Source organism: Gimesia benthica (genome assembly GCF_009720525.1).
GTDB classification, from domain to species: Bacteria; Planctomycetota; Planctomycetia; order Planctomycetales; family Planctomycetaceae; genus Gimesia; species Gimesia benthica.
Genome location: NZ_CP043930.1, coordinates 7,399,517 through 7,416,329 on the forward strand (window position 1 = coordinate 7,399,517; position 16,813 = coordinate 7,416,329).

Below are 16,813 nucleotides of genomic sequence, written 5' to 3' on the forward strand. Positions count from 1 at the left end.
GTGGATTTTTGTGTTCAACTGTTATTACCGAGATAATCCGAAAAAACTGATAATCAGTTCAGTTGCTCGCGGATGCGGTAGAGTTCTTCCAGAGCCGCCAGAGGGGTCATTTCATCTACATTCAGATCCCTGATTTCATCCAGTACCGGATGGGGGGCATTTCCAAACAGAGATAGCTGCTGATGCATCGATTTCTTCTGTTTGCGGGGTGGAATTGTAGTCTGGCCACTGTCATCGAAGTGGTCTTTTTCCAGAGTAGCCAGGATCTGGTTGGCCCGTTGAATGACCTGATCGGGGATGCCTGCCAGTCGCGCGACGTGGATCCCGTAGCTCTTGTTGGCTGATCCTTCGACAATTTTATGCAGGAAGACGATCTCGCCATCCTGTTCATGCACCGCCACATTCCAGTTACTGGCCTGCTTCAGTGTCTGTGTCAGCTCGGTCAGCTCATGGTAGTGGGTGGCGAACAGGGTCCGTGCTTTGATCTGGTCGTGCAGAAATTCGGTCATGGACCAGGCTAGGGAAATCCCGTCGTAGGTACTCGTCCCTCGGCCGATCTCATCCAGGATGACCAGGCTTCGATCCGATGCGGAATTCAGAATACGCGCTGCCTCCGTCATTTCGACCATGAAGGTACTCTGGCCCTTGCTCAACTCATCACTGGCACCGACGCGGGCAAAAATACGATCGGCAATTCCGATGCGTGCTTCACTGGCGGGGATGAACGAGCCGATTTGTGCCATGAGTGTCAACAGGGCTGCCTGACGGATATAAGTACTCTTACCCGCCATGTTCGGTCCGGTGATAATCTGGACTCGTCCGTAAGGTTCGCCCAGCAGGACGTCGTTGGGAACAAATTCACCCGAGGGCTGCAGGCGATCCAGCACGGGGTGCCGACTCTCGCGGATGTCGAGTACGGGATCGGTGGTCATTTCAGGTCGCGTGTAACCGGCGTGTGTTGCCAGGTGCGCGAGACCGAACAGGACGTCGATCTGGGCCAGTACTTCTGCAGTCCGCTGGGTACGAGTGGCTTCTTTCGCGACCTTCTCCCTAAGCGTGTCGAACATGGTCTGTTCGAGTTCAATCGCCCGTTCTTCTGCTTTGAGTACTTTTTCTTCGTACTCTTTGAGTTCGGGAGTGATGTAGCGTTCCTGATTTTTCAATGTCTGTTTGCGGATGTAGTGTTCGGGGACTTTGTCCGCGTGGGCCGCTGAGACTTCCAGGTAATAGCCGAAGACTTTGTTGTAACCGACTTTGAGATGGGGAATGCCAACCCGCTCCGATTCTTCATTCCGATAGCTGGCGATCCATTCCTTGCCCCCTTTAGAGAGCGAACGCAGTTCGTCCAGCTCATCGCTGAAGCCTGAGCGGATGACGCCCCCTTCGTTGAGTGTCAGAGGCGGGTCTTCGACGATCATGGTTTCAATCTCATTGCGGACTTCTGCACAGAGATCGATTCCCGCTTCGAGCGACTGCAGCAGTTCTGCTTTGCGTCCCGATAGTTTTGCTTTCAGTTTTGGCAGCAATGCCAGAGTCTGTGCCAGGAAGCTGAGGTCCCGGGCACTGGCACGTCCCGTAGCGATTCGTGCCGTCAGACGCTGCAGATCGTATGTTTTTGAAAGTTGTTCCCGCACATCATTGCAGAGCACCGGGTTTTGTGAGATCTCTTCAACAGAATCGTGGCGTTTCTGGATTTCATCCAGACTGGTGAGGGGGTTGGCAATCCAGTCGTTGAGCAGGCGGGCTCCCATGGAAGTCACGGTCTCGTCCAGGACGGAAATCAGACTGCCTTCCCGTTTTCCTTCGCGGATCGTCCGGGTCAGTTCCAGGCTGCGGCGGGTTGCTTCGTCGATCAGCAGACGATCGCCCCGTTCGTACGGTTCGATCTGGTTGATATGCGGAATGGCACTCCGCTGGGTTTCCTGAACGTATTCCAGCAGGGCGCCGGCAGCAGTGATGGCGGGCGTTCCCTGTTCCAGGTTGAAGCCTTCGAGGGTTTTGGTGCCGAAATGTGTGAGCAGGAGCTTTTCGCATTCCTCTTCTGCAAACGTCCAGGAAGGGCGTTCTGACAGCATCGTTTCCAGATGTCCGATGGCGTTCTGAAGTGCTGTGTTCCCCTCGGCAAAGATGCACTCAGCAGGATGGATCCGCGCCAGTTCGTCGACCAGATGTTCTGCCGTCGTATTGGACGTGAGGAAACGCCCCGTCGAAAGTTCCAGCCAGGCCAGGCCGATATCACTTTTGCCGAAATAGATACTGGCCAGAAAGTTATTTTCATGCGGGTCGAGCAGGGCGTCATCCGTTAGAGTTCCAGGTGTAATCACACGGGTGACTTCGCGCTTGACCATCCCTTTCGCTTTTTTGGGATCTTCTACCTGATCGCAAATGGCGGCCCGATAACCGGCATGAATCAGCTTATAGAGATAACTGTCCAGCGAGTGATGAGGGAACCCGGCCATGGGGATCGGGTTGCTGGAATTTTTATCGCGACTGGTGAGTGTGATTCCCAGAATGCGGGCTGCGATTTCCGCGTCTTCGTAAAACAGCTCATAGAAGTCACCCATCCGAAACAATAACAGTGTTCCCGGATTCTGGTGTTTGACTTCCAGATACCGCTCCATCATCGGGGTCAGCTTCTTGCCTGTTTTTGCCATGCGTCCTGATTTTCTCTGACAGTGAGCTATTACAATTCGGGATTACTTTTTCAGTCGCTTTTCCGGAAAAAGAGTGCTGACACTGGTTCGGTCATGAATGGACCGGATCGCGGCAGCAAAGGAATGGGCAACTGAAATGATTTCAATGTTATCCGGCAGGGGATCGATCTGTGATTCAATGGTATTGGTCATAAACATCTTTTTCAAAGGACTCTGGCCAATTCGTTCGGCTGCTCCTCTGGATAAAACCCCATGCGTGACTGCGGCATAGATGTCTTTGGCACCTTTGTTTTTCAGCAGTTCGGCCATGCTGATCAGGGTGCGACCGGTGATCGTAAAGTCGTCGACCAGGATGACGTTTTTCCCTGCCACCTCACCGATGACTTCCAGCATCTCGACGGTTTCGGAGTGATCTTTACGCATCTTGTTACCGATGACCACCGGTGCTCCCAGCAGCTTCGCAAAATCAGAGGCTTCCTTGGCGAATCCAACATCGGGACTGCAGACGACCAGATCCTCAATTTTGAGTTTGCGGATGTGATCGCTGATGACATGTCGTCCGTACAGATGATCGACGGGGACACTGAAGAATCCCTGGATCTGGGGACTGTGCAGATCCATGGTCAGGACGCGGTCGGCACCCGCCACTTCGATGGCGTCTGCACAGACTCGCGCTCGGATGGATACGCGGGGTTCGTCTTTCTTATCGCCCTTGGCATAACTGAAGAAGGGGATGACGGCTGTGATCTGCTGGGCACTGGCCCGTTTGAGGGCATCAATCCAGAACAGAAGTTCAACGAAGTTGTCATTAACCGGGGAATGGACACCCTGGATGATGTAGGCATCGCGGCCTCGGACATTCTCGAGGATCCGGACAAAAATATTACCCTCGCTGAACTTGTGCGCTTCACAGGGTGTCAGCCGAATGCCTAACTCATCAGCGATTGCTTTTGCGAGCAGCGGGTTGCCGGAACCGGCCATGATGGTCAGGTCGCCTTGGGGAGGTTGGAAAGACTGGACGCGGGGCCCTCTGGATAATGGGTTGGGAGATTGTGACATTAAATAATAGATCAATCAAACGGGGCAATTACTCGCCTGAAACGCGACTATTCCCGGGAATTCTTGAATATTTGGCTTCGCTCCATTCACGAAGAAATGCAGACTCCATAATATCGATGCTGAATGGCAAAACAAGCGAACGCCTGCCATTATCCTCAAGGATGGTTCCAAGAGTGAGAGTTTCGTCGGTAATATTGACACCACACTGGTTACTCAGGGTGAAACCTCCGAATTTTGCCCGCAAACGATGTTGAGATATCTAAAATGACAGAAAGAATTTACAACTTTTCTGCGGGACCTGCAGCGCTCCCGTTACCCGTTCTCGAACAGGCTCAGAAAGATTTGATCTCTCTGGGCGATACCGGTATCGGAATTCTGGAGCACTCCCATCGCAGTAAAGCCTTCCTGGCGGTATATGAAGCTGCTGAAGCTCTTTGCCGTGAACTGGCAGGGGTGCCCGAAAATTATAAAGTCCTGTTCGTCCAGGGGGGCGCTTCGACCCAGTTCTTCACGATTCCCATGAACCTGCTCTCCAAGGATCAGACTGCTGACTACCTTGTGACCGGTTCCTGGTCGAAAAAAGCGGTTAAAGAAGCCAAGATGTTTGGTAATGTGAATGTCGCCTGCAGCAGTGAAGATCAGAACTTCTCTTACATCCCGGAAGAAGTCAACTACAGTGAAAAGCCGGCTTATGTGCACTTCACTTCGAACAACACCATCTACGGAACCGAATTCGCCAGTGAGCCTGAAGTTCCCGGCGATACGCCGCTGATTTGCGATGCCAGCAGCGATATCTTTTCCCGTCCGCTGGATATCAGCAAATACGGAATCGTCTATGCCGGTGCTCAGAAAAACCTGGGACCCAGCGGTGTGACGCTTGTGATCATTCGCGATGATCTGATCGAGCAGGGCCCCAGTGACATTCCTACCATGCTGCAGTATCGGACCCATTCTGAAGCTGGTTCGATGTATAATACTCCGCCGACTTTCGGGATTTATATTCTGGGGCAGGTTCTGCAATGGCTGAAAGACCAGGGCGGATTGTCAGTCATGCAGGAGAAGAACCAGGCGAAAGCCGGTAAGCTGTATGATTACCTGGATCAGAGTAAGCTGTTCAAGCCGACTGCGGCGAAGAAAGACCGTTCGCTGATGAACGTCACTTTCGTAACCGGCGATGCCGACCTGGATGCGAAATTCATCGCCCAGGCGACCGCAGCAGGTCTGGATGGTCTGAAAGGACACCGTAGTGTCGGCGGCATGCGTGCCAGCATTTATAATGCATTCCCGGAAGCGGGCGTCGACAAGTTAATTGAAACCATGAGTCAGTTCGAACAGGAAAATGCCTCTTGAATCAACCCCAGGACGATAAAGCACATGCGGATATAGGGCTGGTCTGTGCTCTGCCGATGGAGGTCCAGCCGTTTCTGGACCGCTGCGAGCACCTCAAAAAGTACACCGGCGGTTCGTATGTGTTTCGGGGTGGTTTTCTGGATCGAATCAAAGTTGCTGTGGTGCAGACGGGAGTGGGCTTTGCCCGCGCCCGGGCTGCGACCCAGGCGTTGATCGACGCACACTCTCCACCATGGGTTCTTTCCATTGGTTTCTCGGGGGCACTGCGATCCGGGATGCGAGTGGGGGATATCGTGGTCGCGACGTCGATCTGTGATCTACATGGACAGGAGCTGACGAATGACGTCCATTTTCCGGAAGATCCGGAGAACGGGCTCTATGTTGGCCGGATTCTCAATGCTGATGAAATCGTCCGGACCGTCGAGGAGAAACAGAAACTGGCCGCGGAGTATGACGCGCTGGCCGTCGATCTGGAAAGCCTTGCGGTGGCCCAAGTCTGTCACGCTCAACAACGGGGATTCATGGCGATCCGGGTGATCAGCGATGACTGCTCAACAGACTTGCCCAAAGAAGTGCTCTCAATTTTAGGGGAGACGGGGGCCGTGCGTGCGGGCGCTGCACTGGGAGCGGTCTTCAAGCGTCCGGAAAGTATCAAAGAGATGTGGAAGATGCGGGGCGATGCGTCCCGCGCTGCCACTCGCCTGGCCAGCTTTCTGGAAGGAGTGGTTGTGCAACTCTACGATGCCCGGCATTAGTAATCAACGATGGTCTCGCCGCCGACGGGCGTGCTCAGTGCTTTGAGAATGGCAGGGTCGATATTGCGATCGACAAACAATACTCGACCATCGCAGAACAGCACATGATTTCCTCCCCGGGAAAGCGATTTCTTCCCTGGTCCAATGACTGCGGAGGGGACTGTTAATGAGCTGGGGTCTCCCCAGGGTTTGAATCCTTCTCCGAGTTCGACGGCCATGATGGTATTTGACGATCCATCCGTGATGGATTCCCGTATTTTCATGCCTTGATTCTGTTTCAGAACTAATTTGTCGCCTGCAAAGTGAGAGAGCGAATAATCTGCCCGGGATCGGGGCTGGCTGGTGTTTGGGCTCAGGTAGACGGAGATTTCGTGTTGGAACGGGGGCGGTTTTCCGGAGCGTCCCACGACTTCTGGAAGTCAATCTGTTTGAAAACAGACTCGTGGTCGAGATAGGGAAGAATCAAAGCCTGCCAACTCTGGAAGGGATGATCTTTGCTGTCTGAGAGGGCGCCTGGAGGAAATGTGGTATTCTGCTCATGGTATATGTGTAGAGCCAGACCGATCTGCTTCAGATGATTCTTGGTAACAGACCGCCGCCGACCGCTGGACCTGAAGAACTGCATGTCGAGCAGAGGGATCAGGATGGCAACAGCGATTAACAGAACTAGAACCAGATTGACTGGATCAAATCTGCGGCGGGCAATTATCGGAGATGATACATTTTCATGGGGGCGAGAAAACTGTTCCGGTAAACTGTCTGCAGACTGAAATTGCCGGTCTGTCCCCTGCCGGATCAGATCTGTTTTTGTGATTTTTCCTGTTGTCAGGAGATCTTCCAGTTCCTGATCTGAATACGGTCCCGTGATTTGCTCGTTACGTTTCAGGTACCAGTCAGCCATGGAACTCTTTCAGTATGAATTAGAACTCTCCCACGATTTCGCCACCAGCAGGGGTACTCAACGCTTCCAGAACACCGGGGTCAATGTTTTCTGAGACGAAGCGCACAGATCCGTCTCCCAGCATGACGTGGCTGCCGCCGCGGAACGCGGATTTCGCACCTGAGCCAATATAGTCGACGGGATTCCCAAAATTCGTGGGATCTCCCCAGGCTTTGAAATTATCTCCCGCTTCAAATGCGAGTATGGTATTCGAAGTACCATCTGTGATGTTCCGGATCCGCAGGTGGCTGTTTTCGTTTAACGCTTGCTCATTGGCCATATAATGTGACAATGCCAGACCGGCGGGAGTATATTTATCCTCGATCTGTGGGTTCAGGTAGACAGGTAGTTCCAGCTGAAACAGAGTCTGATTTTGTGGGGCAAACCAGGGCTCATTAAAATCGACTCGATTGTAGAGCGGTGCGTTGTCTACGAAAGGCAGAATATAGGTCTGCCAGCTGTGGTAGGGAGTACCATCGGTGCGGGCAGTTCCTCCTGGTGGAAATACTCTGTGGGTATCGTGGTAATTGTGCATGCCAATTGCGATCATCTTCAGGTTATTTTTTGAGTGTGATCGGCGGGCGGCGTCACGTGCCGACAGGATGGCTGGCAGCAGTAATGCCATCAGGACGAGCACAATCAGAATTCCACCTCCCCCCAGCACGGCGATGATAAAAAGCGTTGATTTCTTATTTTTTGTTGCTGGCTCGCGGGAGGAGGAAACCGTTTCAAAATCCTCGTCCGGTAACAGACCGGGAATCTGGTGTGCCTCAATGAACGAGCCGTCTTCTCCCTTGCGGATGAGGTCTGTGTCTTTGATGCGTCCCTCTGTAGCCAGTTCCTTGAGACGCTGCTGAGTCAGAGGGCCAGCGATTTCAGAGCCTCGTTTCACGTACCAGTTTGCCATCCTGCTTAACTCCTTCGGGAAATGATCTTGATATTCGTTCAGCATACCCGGCTGTTGATCTGGGGTACAGAGGGATAGGCAATACTTTGAATATTTATTGCTTTTGATGATGAAGAAAAGATTAGAAATCACCAGTCGAATCGGCACTGGAGGGGGTGCTCAACGCTTTGAGAATGGCCGGATCGATGTCTTTCGAAATTAAGCGTACGGATCCATCACACATCAGAGCCTGATTTCCATCGGCGAATGAGGAAACTTTGTCCGGTCCGATAATCTTCTGCGGATCTTCCAGGGAAGTCGGGTCTCCCCAGGCCTGAAAGTCATTACCGCGTTCCACGGCCAGAATGGTATATTGCGGTCCGTCTGAGATACTTTCATACGTTCTGGGAAAGTCGTCTCTGAGCAGTAGACGATTGCCGACATAATGCGACAAAGCCAGTCCATCCGGTGTGACTTTTTCTGTGATCAGCGGATTTAGATAAAGGGGAACCTGTTTCTGAAAGAGATTATAGTTAACGGGATGTGTCCAGCGCATCTTTAGATTTATCTTTGAGTACAATTCTGCTTCACCTAAAAAGGGGAGAATTGCAGTCTGCCAGCCATGATAGGGATGAACCGATTCCTTAAACAGGGCGTGTGGTGGGTACCGGTATCGATCTTTGTAGTAATCGATGACTGCACGGTTGATGTGTCTCAGATTTTTCTTGGAATCAGACCGGTTGGTGGCGACCACCATTCTGTCCAGAAAGAAGGTGGGGGCTTCCGGTTGAGTACGTGTGGAGACCACGTTAGCGGGTGAGACTTTGTGGGTGTCATCCTGCTGAGTTGATCCATTTTGTTTCATCAACGGAACATCCAGAATATCCTGGAACAGAAACAACAACAGCAAGATGGAAAACAGACATCCGCCCAGTATGGTCATCAGGCTTCGGTGCGAGGGGGTGAACTGATTTGTCGATTGGACAGTTCCTGAATTATGATCGGGCTGTGAATTCATAATGAAATATCTCACTCTGCATTTTAAATGCTGGTCATACAATAGATTTAAAGCTCACAAAGAGCTGATCTGAAACCTGGTTAAGAGGCAGGCTTCAACGTCGCATAGGCTCAGTAGAAACTAAAACAGGTTCACGAGAGCCTGGATGAGGGGAATCAGCAGCAGGCTGCCCATAAAGATGGAACCACAGATAATTACGATCCATTCTTTCTGCTCGATCGTCAGCAGCGGGCTGGATTCGAGATCCAGATCGTGCACCCGCTCTTTTGATTTCCTGCCTCGGGAACGAGACGGAACACTGGACTTCTTGAGGGTTGGCAACAGTCCGGGGATCTCGCGTGCCTGGATTCCCGTGCCTGACATTCCCTCGCGAATCTGGTCCCGGGGAGAGATTTTTCCCTGCGATGCGAGTTCTTTCAGCGCACCTCGCGTGAAAGGGCCTGTGATTTCAGAGGCTTGTTCGAGGTATAAGTTAGACATGAGGCACTACAGTTTCCGAGTTTCGGAGCAGGAGAGATGGATCTGGAATGGAAAGGCTGGTTCAATAGTCCCAGATCCGTTCATTTCCATCGGGAGTACTTAAACTTCGTAAGATTTCAGGATCAGTATTTTCTGAAATGAAACGCACGCTTCCATCAAGCATGAGAACATTGGTGCCTCCCTTAAAAGATTTTTTCTGTCCGGGGCCGAGTATCTCATGGGGTTTAGCAATGTTGCCTGGATCCCCCCACGCTTTGAAGTTTTCACCAGCTTCCAGAGCCATGATGGTGTTGGCTGCACTGTCGGTAACATCACGAAATCTGAGGGGAGTATTTTTCTTTAATAACAGTTCATTGCCAACATAATGCGATAGTCCCAGGCCGTCTGGAGTCGCTGTTTCTGATATGGCAGGATTCAGGTACTGACTAATCTGGTATCGAAATACTTGCTGGTTCTGTGGAGAAGACCATGGTTGATCTTGATCAATCTGATCGTATAACCGTGATTGTTCCAGGCCAAGTTCAGGTAAAATTGCTGTTTGCCAGCTGTGCATGGGGGTGCCATCATCCCTGAATGTTCCTCCTCGAGGAAAATGTCTGAATCTATCGTGATAGTTATGGATTGCCAGCCCCATCTGTCGCAAGCGATTATAAGAGGTCTCACGCAGCGCGGCCTGATGCGATCTGTTCCAGGCTTCGTAAAGGATGAATAAGAAAGAAACCCCTGCTAAAAATCCGATGCAGAGCAGGATTGGCAGGCTGGAATGTTTTTTCTTCCGGGCGGGTGGAGTATTCGCTGGGGAAGATGGTACCTGAGGTGTGGGAGGGCGCTCTGACTCAGGATCAGGTAATAATCCCGGAATCTGACCTGCAGGAAAGAAATCGCCTTGCTCCCCTTTCCGTATCAGGTCTGTTTCCTCTATTTTTCCCTGGGCGGCGAGTTCTTTAATCCGGTCTTGAGTTAAGGGGCCAGCTGTCTCTGATCCTCGTTTGACATACCAGTTGGCCATGGGGCTTCTCCTCAGACAAGATTAATACTAAGTGAATACTTGAGTATACACATGTGACTGTGTGGGGTACAGTGTGATAGGTCAAAAGTCTGTATCTTGTTCCAGATAACAGAAGTATCATGAATGAGGTTTGCCCATGAAACTGTTAGTATGCATTTACATATCAAACCGCTCCCGGAAAACTCCAGACAAGGAGAGAACTGAGTGTCTGCAGAACCTGCGATGCGTCCCTGGATCTTAGCCGAAACCAACTATGCGCATGTCAAAGAATGTTCCTATGAAGTAGCGGTGCTGCCGATGGGGGCAACTGAACCACATAATCTGCATCTGCCCTACGGGACTGATACGTTCGAAGCCGAAGCCATCGGCTCACGTGTCTGTGAAGCGGCATGGCAGCGGGGAGCAAAGGTCGTGATGCTGCCCCCCATCCCTTACGGCACCGAGACGAACCAGAGTGCGTTTCCGTTATCCATGAATGTGAATCCTTCCACACTGGGACAGATCATTTCTGATCTAGTCGCTTCCCTCGCGAATCATGGTGTAGAGAAGCTGCTGATTTTGAACAGCCACGGGGGGAACGATTTCAAACCACTGTTGCGGGAACTGCATGGCACCACGCCGGTCCAGATCTTTCTGGCTGACTGGTTTCGCGGGACCACCGCTGATGTGAAGCCACAGATCTTTGAGAATCCCGATGATCACGCCGGGGAGATGGAAACCTCGCTCGCTCTGGCATTTTTCCCTCATCTGGTCGTCCGGGATCCTGAGTCCGGTGCGCTGCTCGCAGACGAAGGGGCCACGAATCCGACCCGCTTTACTGCCGTCAATTCAGGCTGGGTGAGTATTACGCGTCCCTGGCATCTGTTAACCACCAATACGGGATCCGGAAATCCACATCAGGCATCTGCTGAAAAAGGGGAAAAGCTGATGCAGATTCTGGTGGAGCGATTGTCCGAGTTTCTGGTCGAACTCTCCGAGGCGGAACTGGATGAGCAATTTCCGTTTTAGACGAAATACAGCTTCCCGTCTGTTGCAGCGGATGAGATGGACGGTCTGTCTGCTCAGCTGCCTGTCGATTGGCGATCCGGTTCTGCTTTCCGCTGAGGAATCGGCGGACAAAATACAGCTCAAGGATGTGACCGACGCTGTGCAGCTTTCATTTCAGCATCGCTCACCGCTGACCGTCACCCGGCATCTGCACCTGATGATGGGATCCGGGGTTGGCTGGTTCGACTATGACAACGATGGCTTTCCCGACCTGTTCTGTGCCCAGGGAGAAGAATGGCAATCTGCACTGCGTAAGAAACAGGTTGCAGACCTGGACTGGTCACATCGCATGTTTCGGAATGTGGAAGGGCGTGCGTTTCATGACATCACCCGGGCCTCGGGGCTGACCGGCTTCGGTTACGGAATGGGCATGGCTGTTGGCGACTTTAATCACGATGGTTTTGAGGATCTGTATGTCAGTGTCTTTGGTCGCAATCAATTGTATGCGAACAATGGTGACGGAACCTTTACCGATATTTCACAGGCGGCCCACGTTGATCATCCCGGTTACGGTGCCAGCTGTACCTGGGTAGATCTCAATGGCGACGGGCTGCTGGATTTGTATATCGCTAACTATCTCGAGATCGATCGGGAACACTATCCTCTCTGCAGCCGTCGAGTTGATAACTCGCGGGTTTATTTCGTCTGTCATCCGCGTTATGTACCCGGCGAATATGATGTGGTCTATCGTAATCTGGGTAACGGTAAATTCCTGGATGTCTCCCAGCAGTCAGGCCTGCATAGCGAGCCTGCCCGACAGGGACTGGGAGTCTTTGCTGCAGACTACGATCTGGATGGCGACCAGGATATTTACGTGGCGAATGACTCCGTGGCGAATCAGCTCTGGATCAATGATGGTCGAGGGAACTTCACCGATCAGGCATTGATCGCGGGGCTGGCCTTCAATCGGGAAGGGGACCGTGAAGCGGGCATGGGGTTGGCCGGTGCTGATTATAACGGGGATGGCACCCTGGATTTATTCGTGACTAACTACTTCGGCGAAACTAATACGCTTTATCGCAACGAAGGTGCCCTGTTTTTTCTGGATGTCACCGACGAGACTGGACTGGCGGCACCGAGTCGGGTCCGTCTGGGGTTTGGAACTTCGTTTGTCGATCTGAATAACGATGGTTGGGACGATCTGTTTGTCGCCAACGGACATGTGCATGATCGGCTGGCCCAACTGGGTAAAAGTGAGCCGTTTGAACAGGAACCGCAGCTCTTCAGAAATGAATCCGGAACCCGCTTTCGTGAGATCTCTAACTCTGCAGGGCCTTTCTTTGAGACCAGACGGGTCGGACGCGGGAGTGCCACTGCTGATTTTAATCGGGATGGACTGGCTGATCTGGCTGTCTCTCATTTGAATCAAAAGGTGGTCCTGCTGCAGAATCAAACCCGGACCACCGGTCAGAGCATCGCCTTGAAACTGATTGGAACCGAGGCGAACCGCAGTGCGATCGGGGCTGTTGTGGAAATCACTGCCGGGAAGAGGAAACTGATGCGGTTACGAAAGGGGAGCAGCAGCTATCTGTCGGCTGATGAGTCTGAAATACTGATGGGATTGGGTGAGCAGCATGATGCTGTTACGGTGAAAGTTATCTGGCCCGGAGGGAAATCGGAGATCTGGACTGGATTCAAGGCGGGGCAGCACTATACATTAATAGAAGGTAACAGCGACTCACAGAAATCGACCCCCAGCCAGTCTGAAGAATGAACACTCCGTTTGAACCGGAACAACCCTTTCGCACTTTGAATCCCCCCCAGAAAAAACTCTGGTCGAGTGGGGCCATCGTGGCAATATTCGGCTGCGGTGTACTGGTGCTGTTCCTCTGGCTGGGACGAAGTGAATCGACGTCATCTGCCCCAGAGCAAGACTCACAATCGTCGGTACAACAGAAGTCAGATAAAGACCGGCAAAAAGAATTAATCGCTTATCTGCAGGATCATCCACAGGATGAGTTCGCCCATTATCAGCTCGGTGAACTGATACGGCACCGTGCCCCTTTTCAGGCTCTGGAAAATTTCTCGCATGTTACTTCCCGGCACCCGCACTACTTTGAGGCGGTGGCAGCGATCGCGGAAATCGCCTTGGAGCAGGATCTCCCCGAACGTGCGAAGCCGGCATTGCAGACGCTGGTACGGGAGTATCCGGAGCAGATTCAGTACCAGAAGGCCCTGGCACGCATCTATCAGCAGGAAGGGCGTTATCGACGTGCGCTCCGCTATGCTCGACGTTGCGTAGAACTGGAGCCTGGTAACGCAGAGAATCAGCTGTTGCTGGCAGAGATTCTCAAAAAAGCAGGGCGGACCAGTGAAATGCTCGTGCCCCTCAAGGAAGCCCTCTATCTCCAGCCTGATTCCTTTCCGGCTCATTTGAGTCTGGCTTACGCGTCTCTGTATACGGGAGACCTGGAAACCGCTAAAAGGGAAGCCCGCTGGTGTCTGGAGCAGGAACCTGAATCGATCACTGCCCTGCGCTATCTGGCGACCATCGACCGTAACCAGGGGCAGATCGAGTCTGCGTTCCAGCATATCGATCAGGCACTACAGATTGAACCTCAGGACTTTGACAGCCTGCTCATCAAGGCAGACTTGCTTCTCTACCAGCGTCAGGGAGAGGCGGCGTACATAATGCTCAAACCACTCTATGAAAATCACCAGACCGATCGTCACTATATTTCGGCTCTGGCCCGGGCAGCCGGTCTGACCGGGAAGCGTGCTGAAGCCCTGGAGCTGCAGAAACGGAATCAGGAATTGATCAAGGAAGACGATCTCCGCCCCTCATCGCTACAGAGCGACACCGTAGAAAAGAAGCAGGCTCAGCATAACTGACGCTCTCAGCCTGTGTTGACCTGAATCCGTCGCGGTTCTACTTTGGGGGCTTTCGGCAGAAAGATTCGCAAAACCCCGTTGGTCAACTTTGCTTCAATCTCGCTGTGCACGATCTCTCCGCTGAGAATAAATGAACGGAGATAATTTCCGACTTCGTATTCTTTATGAATCGGACGCGCGCCTTCGGGGATCTGAGGTTCGACCTTACCCAGCAATGTCAGTTTGTTGTCTTGCACCTGCAGTTCCAGTGATCCGACGGAGACGCCCGGCAGGTCCGCGTAGAGCACCAGCCCTTCATCGGTTTCGTAAATATCAATCGGCGGAGTAAATACAAACTGCTCTGGATGCGACAGAGAACGCGGTTCATCATGTTCGTGTGGTTGACTCATCTAAGCCTCCTATTCTCCTGAGCTGACCGGAATCTGACGGGGACTTTCCTCTTCCAGCTTGGGAAGATGGATCTTCAGCACACCGTCATTGAACTCAGCAGAGAGATGTTCGTCCGAAATCCGATCCGGAATACTGATCGAGCGTTGCCACTCGCCGAAGGTCCGTTCTCGACGTCGAAAACGTTCTTCCGGAATGGCTTCGTTCTCAGAGACGGGGGAATTGCGATGCCCTTTGAGCGTCAGCACGCTGTTGGCAATCGTCAACTCCAAGTCTTCCACCTGCATGCCCGGGAGCTCTGCAGTGATTAGAAACTCGTGCTCCAGTTCAAATATATTCACAGCCGGATACTGGCGGGGCATACGAATCCCCTGAACTGAGAATTCAACTCCCTGAATCAGTCGATCAACTTCACGTTCCAGGTCCCGCAACGGGTTCCAGGATTGATCCCAGCGAAAAATCGGCATGGTATGATCCTCACTCTAAGTTTAGATACGTAAATCTGCTCTTTAAGAAAGCAAAGAGCATACCATTCTTTCAGGGAGATCCTGATTTCGCGTGGCGTGTTGTAAGTGTAGATATATTGGTGGGATAGGTGACTGTCCTGAGGTGGGGTGGATGACGAAAATCGATCCGGATGTCATTCTGGCATGAAGAAACGGCGTGGATGACCACCAGATACCGTGCCAAATTGACAGTGATAGGCAATGATCAGATAGGAACCAGCCCTCTCATCCCCATTGAATGGGTCGGATCAGCCCACCCGCCAGAAGCAGACCAAACAGGATTCCCACCAGAAAGATCACGCGCAGCACCCAGACGGCACGAGCAGGCCCAAACCAGCGGGTCAGCTTCTGTCCTTTGCGTGTCTCGGCCAGGAACCACTTTTCCTTGATCAGCCCCCACAGCGAGAAAGCCGCGACAAATAGACCGATCACCACATTTTCGGGAATTTGAAAAGGCATCAACTTTGGTCTTCATCCGGATCCATACGCTGGGACGTGTCGAGCCTGGGAAAGAGGAACCAGAACAACAGCGTCGCCAACAGGGCGATCGCGGCACTGCTGAGCCAGATTCCCGGCCAGTCGCGGAGCAGATCAATCGGATGCCCTTCGAGGTTTTTCTGAGTGAAAGCCTGGATGCCTGTCTGCGATTCAATATTCCACGCCGTCCGCACCAGCGTCTCTTTTTCAGGCGATGTGAAATAGTCACCGATCGAACCACTGATGAATCCGCCGGCAAACATCCCCAGTCCAAAGACAAACGTTCCGAAAAACGTCTGCATACTCCCGCGTGCATCCAGCGGGCAGACCTTGTCGACATAGATGTAAGCAGCCGCCAGGAAGCATCCAAAACAGAGACCATGCATCGCCTGGCCCAGACAGGTCAACGCCATCGCCAGCGGAAACGCATCACTCAATGTGGAGGCGTAAGCAAAGATCAGGCTGCGAACCAGGTAGGAGAGCAGACCGACCAGCATAACCAGTTTGAACCCGAATTTCTTGAGGGCGAATCCAAGGACCGCCATCACGAGCACTTCAAACACCTGTCCAATCGAACTGATTCGCTGCTCCCAGGCGCCTGTGACGTCTCCCATGACGAGGACGTTTTTCAGAAACGGGCTGTTCCACTGGAAGTAGAACTTATGCACGATCGAAATAATAAAGGCGACCAGCACCAGCACCAAAAAGTGCCGGTATTTCAGCATCTTCAGCACCTTACCGGGGGCCAGGTCCTTCTTATCTTTACTCACCGGCGGCGTATGCGGGAGCGATAAACAGTAGGCTGCCATCAAAAGACCAGCCACCCCCGCCATCGCCAGCACAATACCGCGACCCGTATTCAACGCGTCACCTGATAGTCCGCGTAAAAAGAGTCCCTCTGCCAGCCAGGCGGGGACCACAAATCCGATGGTTCCCCACAGACGGATCAAGGGGAATTCGCGGTCACTGTCTTTCAGATGCTGAAACGAAAGGGAATTCGTGAGCATCATGGTAGGGACATACAGAATCGAATACAGCACGCCCAGAATCACGACCGGCCAGTAACTCTGTTGAAGAAACAGAGCCAGCATGATCACGCCACCCGATAAATGGCAGAACGCGAGCACGCGCTCTGTCGCATAATGGCGGTCGACGATCTGACCGAACACAAACGGGGCGAGCAGGGGACCTACGGCAAGTGCCGCCCCGAATACGCCGATCTGAAATGCGGAGAAGCCTAGGGCATCAATCAGGTAGAGCGTGATGATAGGCAGATAGCAGCCCTGCACAAAGTATTGCAGGAACATCATCACAATCAGCCGCATTTTCAGTGCGAAATCAGTCTTTTCCAGTGAAAGCGTCTCTGTCTCGGTATCTGTCATCAGTAAGCGGCCCCCGGTTGTGAAATCTCAT

The 16,813-nt window shown here is 52.5% G+C and carries 17 protein-coding genes; 5 read left to right on the plus strand and 12 right to left on the minus strand.

The genetic code is table 11. From position 1 onward, the window contains the following. Nucleotides 1-53: 53 nt before the first annotated feature. Entirely contained in the window at nt 54-2,654 is a 2,601-nt protein-coding gene (gene mutS / locus F1728_RS28940) for a DNA mismatch repair protein MutS (protein ID WP_155366913.1), read from the minus strand. 42 nt (nt 2,655-2,696) lie between these two features. Further along, nucleotides 2,697-3,713, minus strand: coding sequence for a ribose-phosphate diphosphokinase (locus F1728_RS28945; RefSeq protein WP_145186441.1), 1,017 nt, complete (start codon nt 3,711-3,713; stop codon nt 2,697-2,699). A gap of 264 nt (nt 3,714-3,977) precedes the next feature. On the opposite strand from F1728_RS28945, the gene serC reads away from it, so the two are divergent. Beyond that, nucleotides 3,978-5,063, plus strand: coding sequence for a 3-phosphoserine/phosphohydroxythreonine transaminase (gene serC, locus F1728_RS28950; RefSeq protein WP_155366914.1), 1,086 nt, complete (start codon nt 3,978-3,980; stop codon nt 5,061-5,063). Next, nucleotides 5,060-5,818: a phosphorylase family protein gene (locus F1728_RS28955; RefSeq protein WP_155366915.1), complete on the plus strand. Its 759-nt coding sequence runs from the start codon at nt 5,060-5,062 to the stop codon at nt 5,816-5,818. The genes serC and F1728_RS28955 overlap by 4 nt, the downstream gene beginning before the upstream one ends. On the opposite strand, the gene F1728_RS28960 is transcribed toward F1728_RS28955, so the two are convergent. The 6 genes from F1728_RS28960 to F1728_RS28985 form a co-directional block, all read right to left on the minus strand. After that, nucleotides 5,815-6,081 carry a hypothetical protein gene (locus F1728_RS28960; protein ID WP_155366916.1) on the minus strand — a complete coding sequence of 89 codons (267 nt, stop codon included), beginning with the start codon at nt 6,079-6,081 and terminating at the stop codon, nt 5,815-5,817. The two genes, F1728_RS28955 and F1728_RS28960, sit on opposite strands and share 4 nt — an antisense overlap. A gap of 89 nt (nt 6,082-6,170) precedes the next feature. Next, nucleotides 6,171-6,719, minus strand: coding sequence for a DUF1559 family PulG-like putative transporter (locus tag F1728_RS28965; protein ID WP_155366917.1), 549 nt, complete (start codon nt 6,717-6,719; stop codon nt 6,171-6,173). 19 nt (nt 6,720-6,738) lie between these two features. Next, nucleotides 6,739-7,665, minus strand: coding sequence for a DUF1559 family PulG-like putative transporter (locus tag F1728_RS28970; RefSeq protein WP_155366918.1), 927 nt, complete (start codon nt 7,663-7,665; stop codon nt 6,739-6,741). A gap of 121 nt (nt 7,666-7,786) precedes the next feature. After that, nucleotides 7,787-8,587 carry a DUF1559 family PulG-like putative transporter gene (locus F1728_RS28975; protein ID WP_194242582.1) on the minus strand — a complete coding sequence of 267 codons (801 nt, stop codon included), beginning with the start codon at nt 8,585-8,587 and terminating at the stop codon, nt 7,787-7,789. A gap of 195 nt (nt 8,588-8,782) precedes the next feature. Next, nucleotides 8,783-9,142 carry a DUF4339 domain-containing protein gene (locus F1728_RS28980; RefSeq protein WP_155366920.1) on the minus strand — a complete coding sequence of 120 codons (360 nt, stop codon included), beginning with the start codon at nt 9,140-9,142 and terminating at the stop codon, nt 8,783-8,785. A 61-nt stretch (nt 9,143-9,203) separates the two neighbouring features. Further along, a complete protein-coding gene (locus F1728_RS28985) occupies nt 9,204-10,151 on the minus strand; it encodes a DUF1559 family PulG-like putative transporter (protein ID WP_155366921.1) in 948 nt (315 codons plus the stop codon). A gap of 204 nt (nt 10,152-10,355) precedes the next feature. Between F1728_RS28985 and F1728_RS28990 the strand changes: the two genes are divergently transcribed. Genes F1728_RS28990 through F1728_RS29000 form a run of 3 tightly spaced genes read left to right on the plus strand, consistent with a single transcriptional unit; the run spans nt 10,356 to nt 14,030 of the window. Continuing rightward, nucleotides 10,356-11,159 carry a creatininase family protein gene (locus tag F1728_RS28990; RefSeq protein ID WP_228030394.1) on the plus strand — a complete coding sequence of 268 codons (804 nt, stop codon included), beginning with the start codon at nt 10,356-10,358 and terminating at the stop codon, nt 11,157-11,159. After that, nucleotides 11,140-12,912 (plus strand): CRTAC1 family protein, encoded by a 1,773-nt coding sequence (locus F1728_RS28995; protein ID WP_155366922.1) that lies wholly within the window; start codon nt 11,140-11,142, stop codon nt 12,910-12,912. Before F1728_RS28990 ends, F1728_RS28995 begins: the two co-directional genes overlap by 20 nt. Continuing rightward, nucleotides 12,909-14,030, plus strand: coding sequence for a tetratricopeptide repeat protein (locus tag F1728_RS29000; RefSeq protein WP_155366923.1), 1,122 nt, complete (start codon nt 12,909-12,911; stop codon nt 14,028-14,030). The genes F1728_RS28995 and F1728_RS29000 overlap by 4 nt, the downstream gene beginning before the upstream one ends. A gap of 5 nt (nt 14,031-14,035) precedes the next feature. Here F1728_RS29000 and F1728_RS29005 read toward each other — a convergent pair whose 3' ends face one another. The 4 genes from F1728_RS29005 to F1728_RS29020 all read right to left on the minus strand — a co-directional run bounded on the left by F1728_RS29005 (nt 14,036) and on the right by F1728_RS29020 (nt 16,782). Continuing rightward, nucleotides 14,036-14,419, minus strand: coding sequence for an Hsp20/alpha crystallin family protein (locus tag F1728_RS29005; protein ID WP_149345241.1), 384 nt, complete (start codon nt 14,417-14,419; stop codon nt 14,036-14,038). 9 nt (nt 14,420-14,428) lie between these two features. Then, entirely contained in the window at nt 14,429-14,884 is a 456-nt protein-coding gene (locus F1728_RS29010) for an Hsp20/alpha crystallin family protein (protein ID WP_149345242.1), read from the minus strand. Nucleotides 14,885-15,148: 264 nt separating this feature from the next. Then, the gene (locus tag F1728_RS29015; protein WP_145041630.1) at nt 15,149-15,382 is read right to left on the minus strand and encodes a hypothetical protein; all 234 of its coding nucleotides are present in this window, start codon (nt 15,380-15,382) and stop codon (nt 15,149-15,151) included. Then, a complete protein-coding gene (locus F1728_RS29020) occupies nt 15,382-16,782 on the minus strand; it encodes an MFS transporter (RefSeq protein ID WP_155366924.1) in 1,401 nt (466 codons plus the stop codon). Before F1728_RS29020 ends, F1728_RS29015 begins: the two co-directional genes overlap by 1 nt. Nucleotides 16,783-16,813 lie beyond the last annotated feature (31 nt).

Bases quoted from the DNA above. Each gene is read 5' to 3' on its own strand.
- mutS (WP_155366913.1), bottom strand. From the start codon at position 2,654: ATGGCAAAAACAGGCAAGAAGCTGACCCCGATGATGGAGCGGTATCTG.
- F1728_RS28945 (WP_145186441.1), bottom strand. From the start codon at position 3,713: ATGTCACAATCTCCCAACCCATTATCCAGAGGGCCCCGCGTCCAGTCT.
- serC (WP_155366914.1), top strand. From the start codon at position 3,978: ATGACAGAAAGAATTTACAACTTTTCTGCGGGACCTGCAGCGCTCCCG.
- F1728_RS28960 (WP_155366916.1), bottom strand. From the start codon at position 6,081: ATGAAAATACGGGAATCCATCACGGATGGATCGTCAAATACCATCATG.
- F1728_RS28965 (WP_155366917.1), bottom strand. From the start codon at position 6,719: ATGGCTGACTGGTACCTGAAACGTAACGAGCAAATCACGGGACCGTAT.
- F1728_RS28970 (WP_155366918.1), bottom strand. From the start codon at position 7,665: ATGGCAAACTGGTACGTGAAACGAGGCTCTGAAATCGCTGGCCCTCTG.
- F1728_RS28975 (WP_194242582.1), bottom strand. From the start codon at position 8,587: ATGACCATACTGGGCGGATGTCTGTTTTCCATCTTGCTGTTGTTGTTT.
- F1728_RS28980 (WP_155366920.1), bottom strand. From the start codon at position 9,142: ATGTCTAACTTATACCTCGAACAAGCCTCTGAAATCACAGGCCCTTTC.
- F1728_RS28985 (WP_155366921.1), bottom strand. From the start codon at position 10,151: ATGGCCAACTGGTATGTCAAACGAGGATCAGAGACAGCTGGCCCCTTA.
- F1728_RS28995 (WP_155366922.1), top strand. From the start codon at position 11,140: ATGAGCAATTTCCGTTTTAGACGAAATACAGCTTCCCGTCTGTTGCAG.
- F1728_RS29000 (WP_155366923.1), top strand. From the start codon at position 12,909: ATGAACACTCCGTTTGAACCGGAACAACCCTTTCGCACTTTGAATCCC.
- F1728_RS29005 (WP_149345241.1), bottom strand. From the start codon at position 14,419: ATGAGTCAACCACACGAACATGATGAACCGCGTTCTCTGTCGCATCCA.
- F1728_RS29010 (WP_149345242.1), bottom strand. From the start codon at position 14,884: ATGCCGATTTTTCGCTGGGATCAATCCTGGAACCCGTTGCGGGACCTG.
- F1728_RS29015 (WP_145041630.1), bottom strand. From the start codon at position 15,382: ATGCCTTTTCAAATTCCCGAAAATGTGGTGATCGGTCTATTTGTCGCG.
- F1728_RS29020 (WP_155366924.1), bottom strand. From the start codon at position 16,782: ATGACAGATACCGAGACAGAGACGCTTTCACTGGAAAAGACTGATTTC.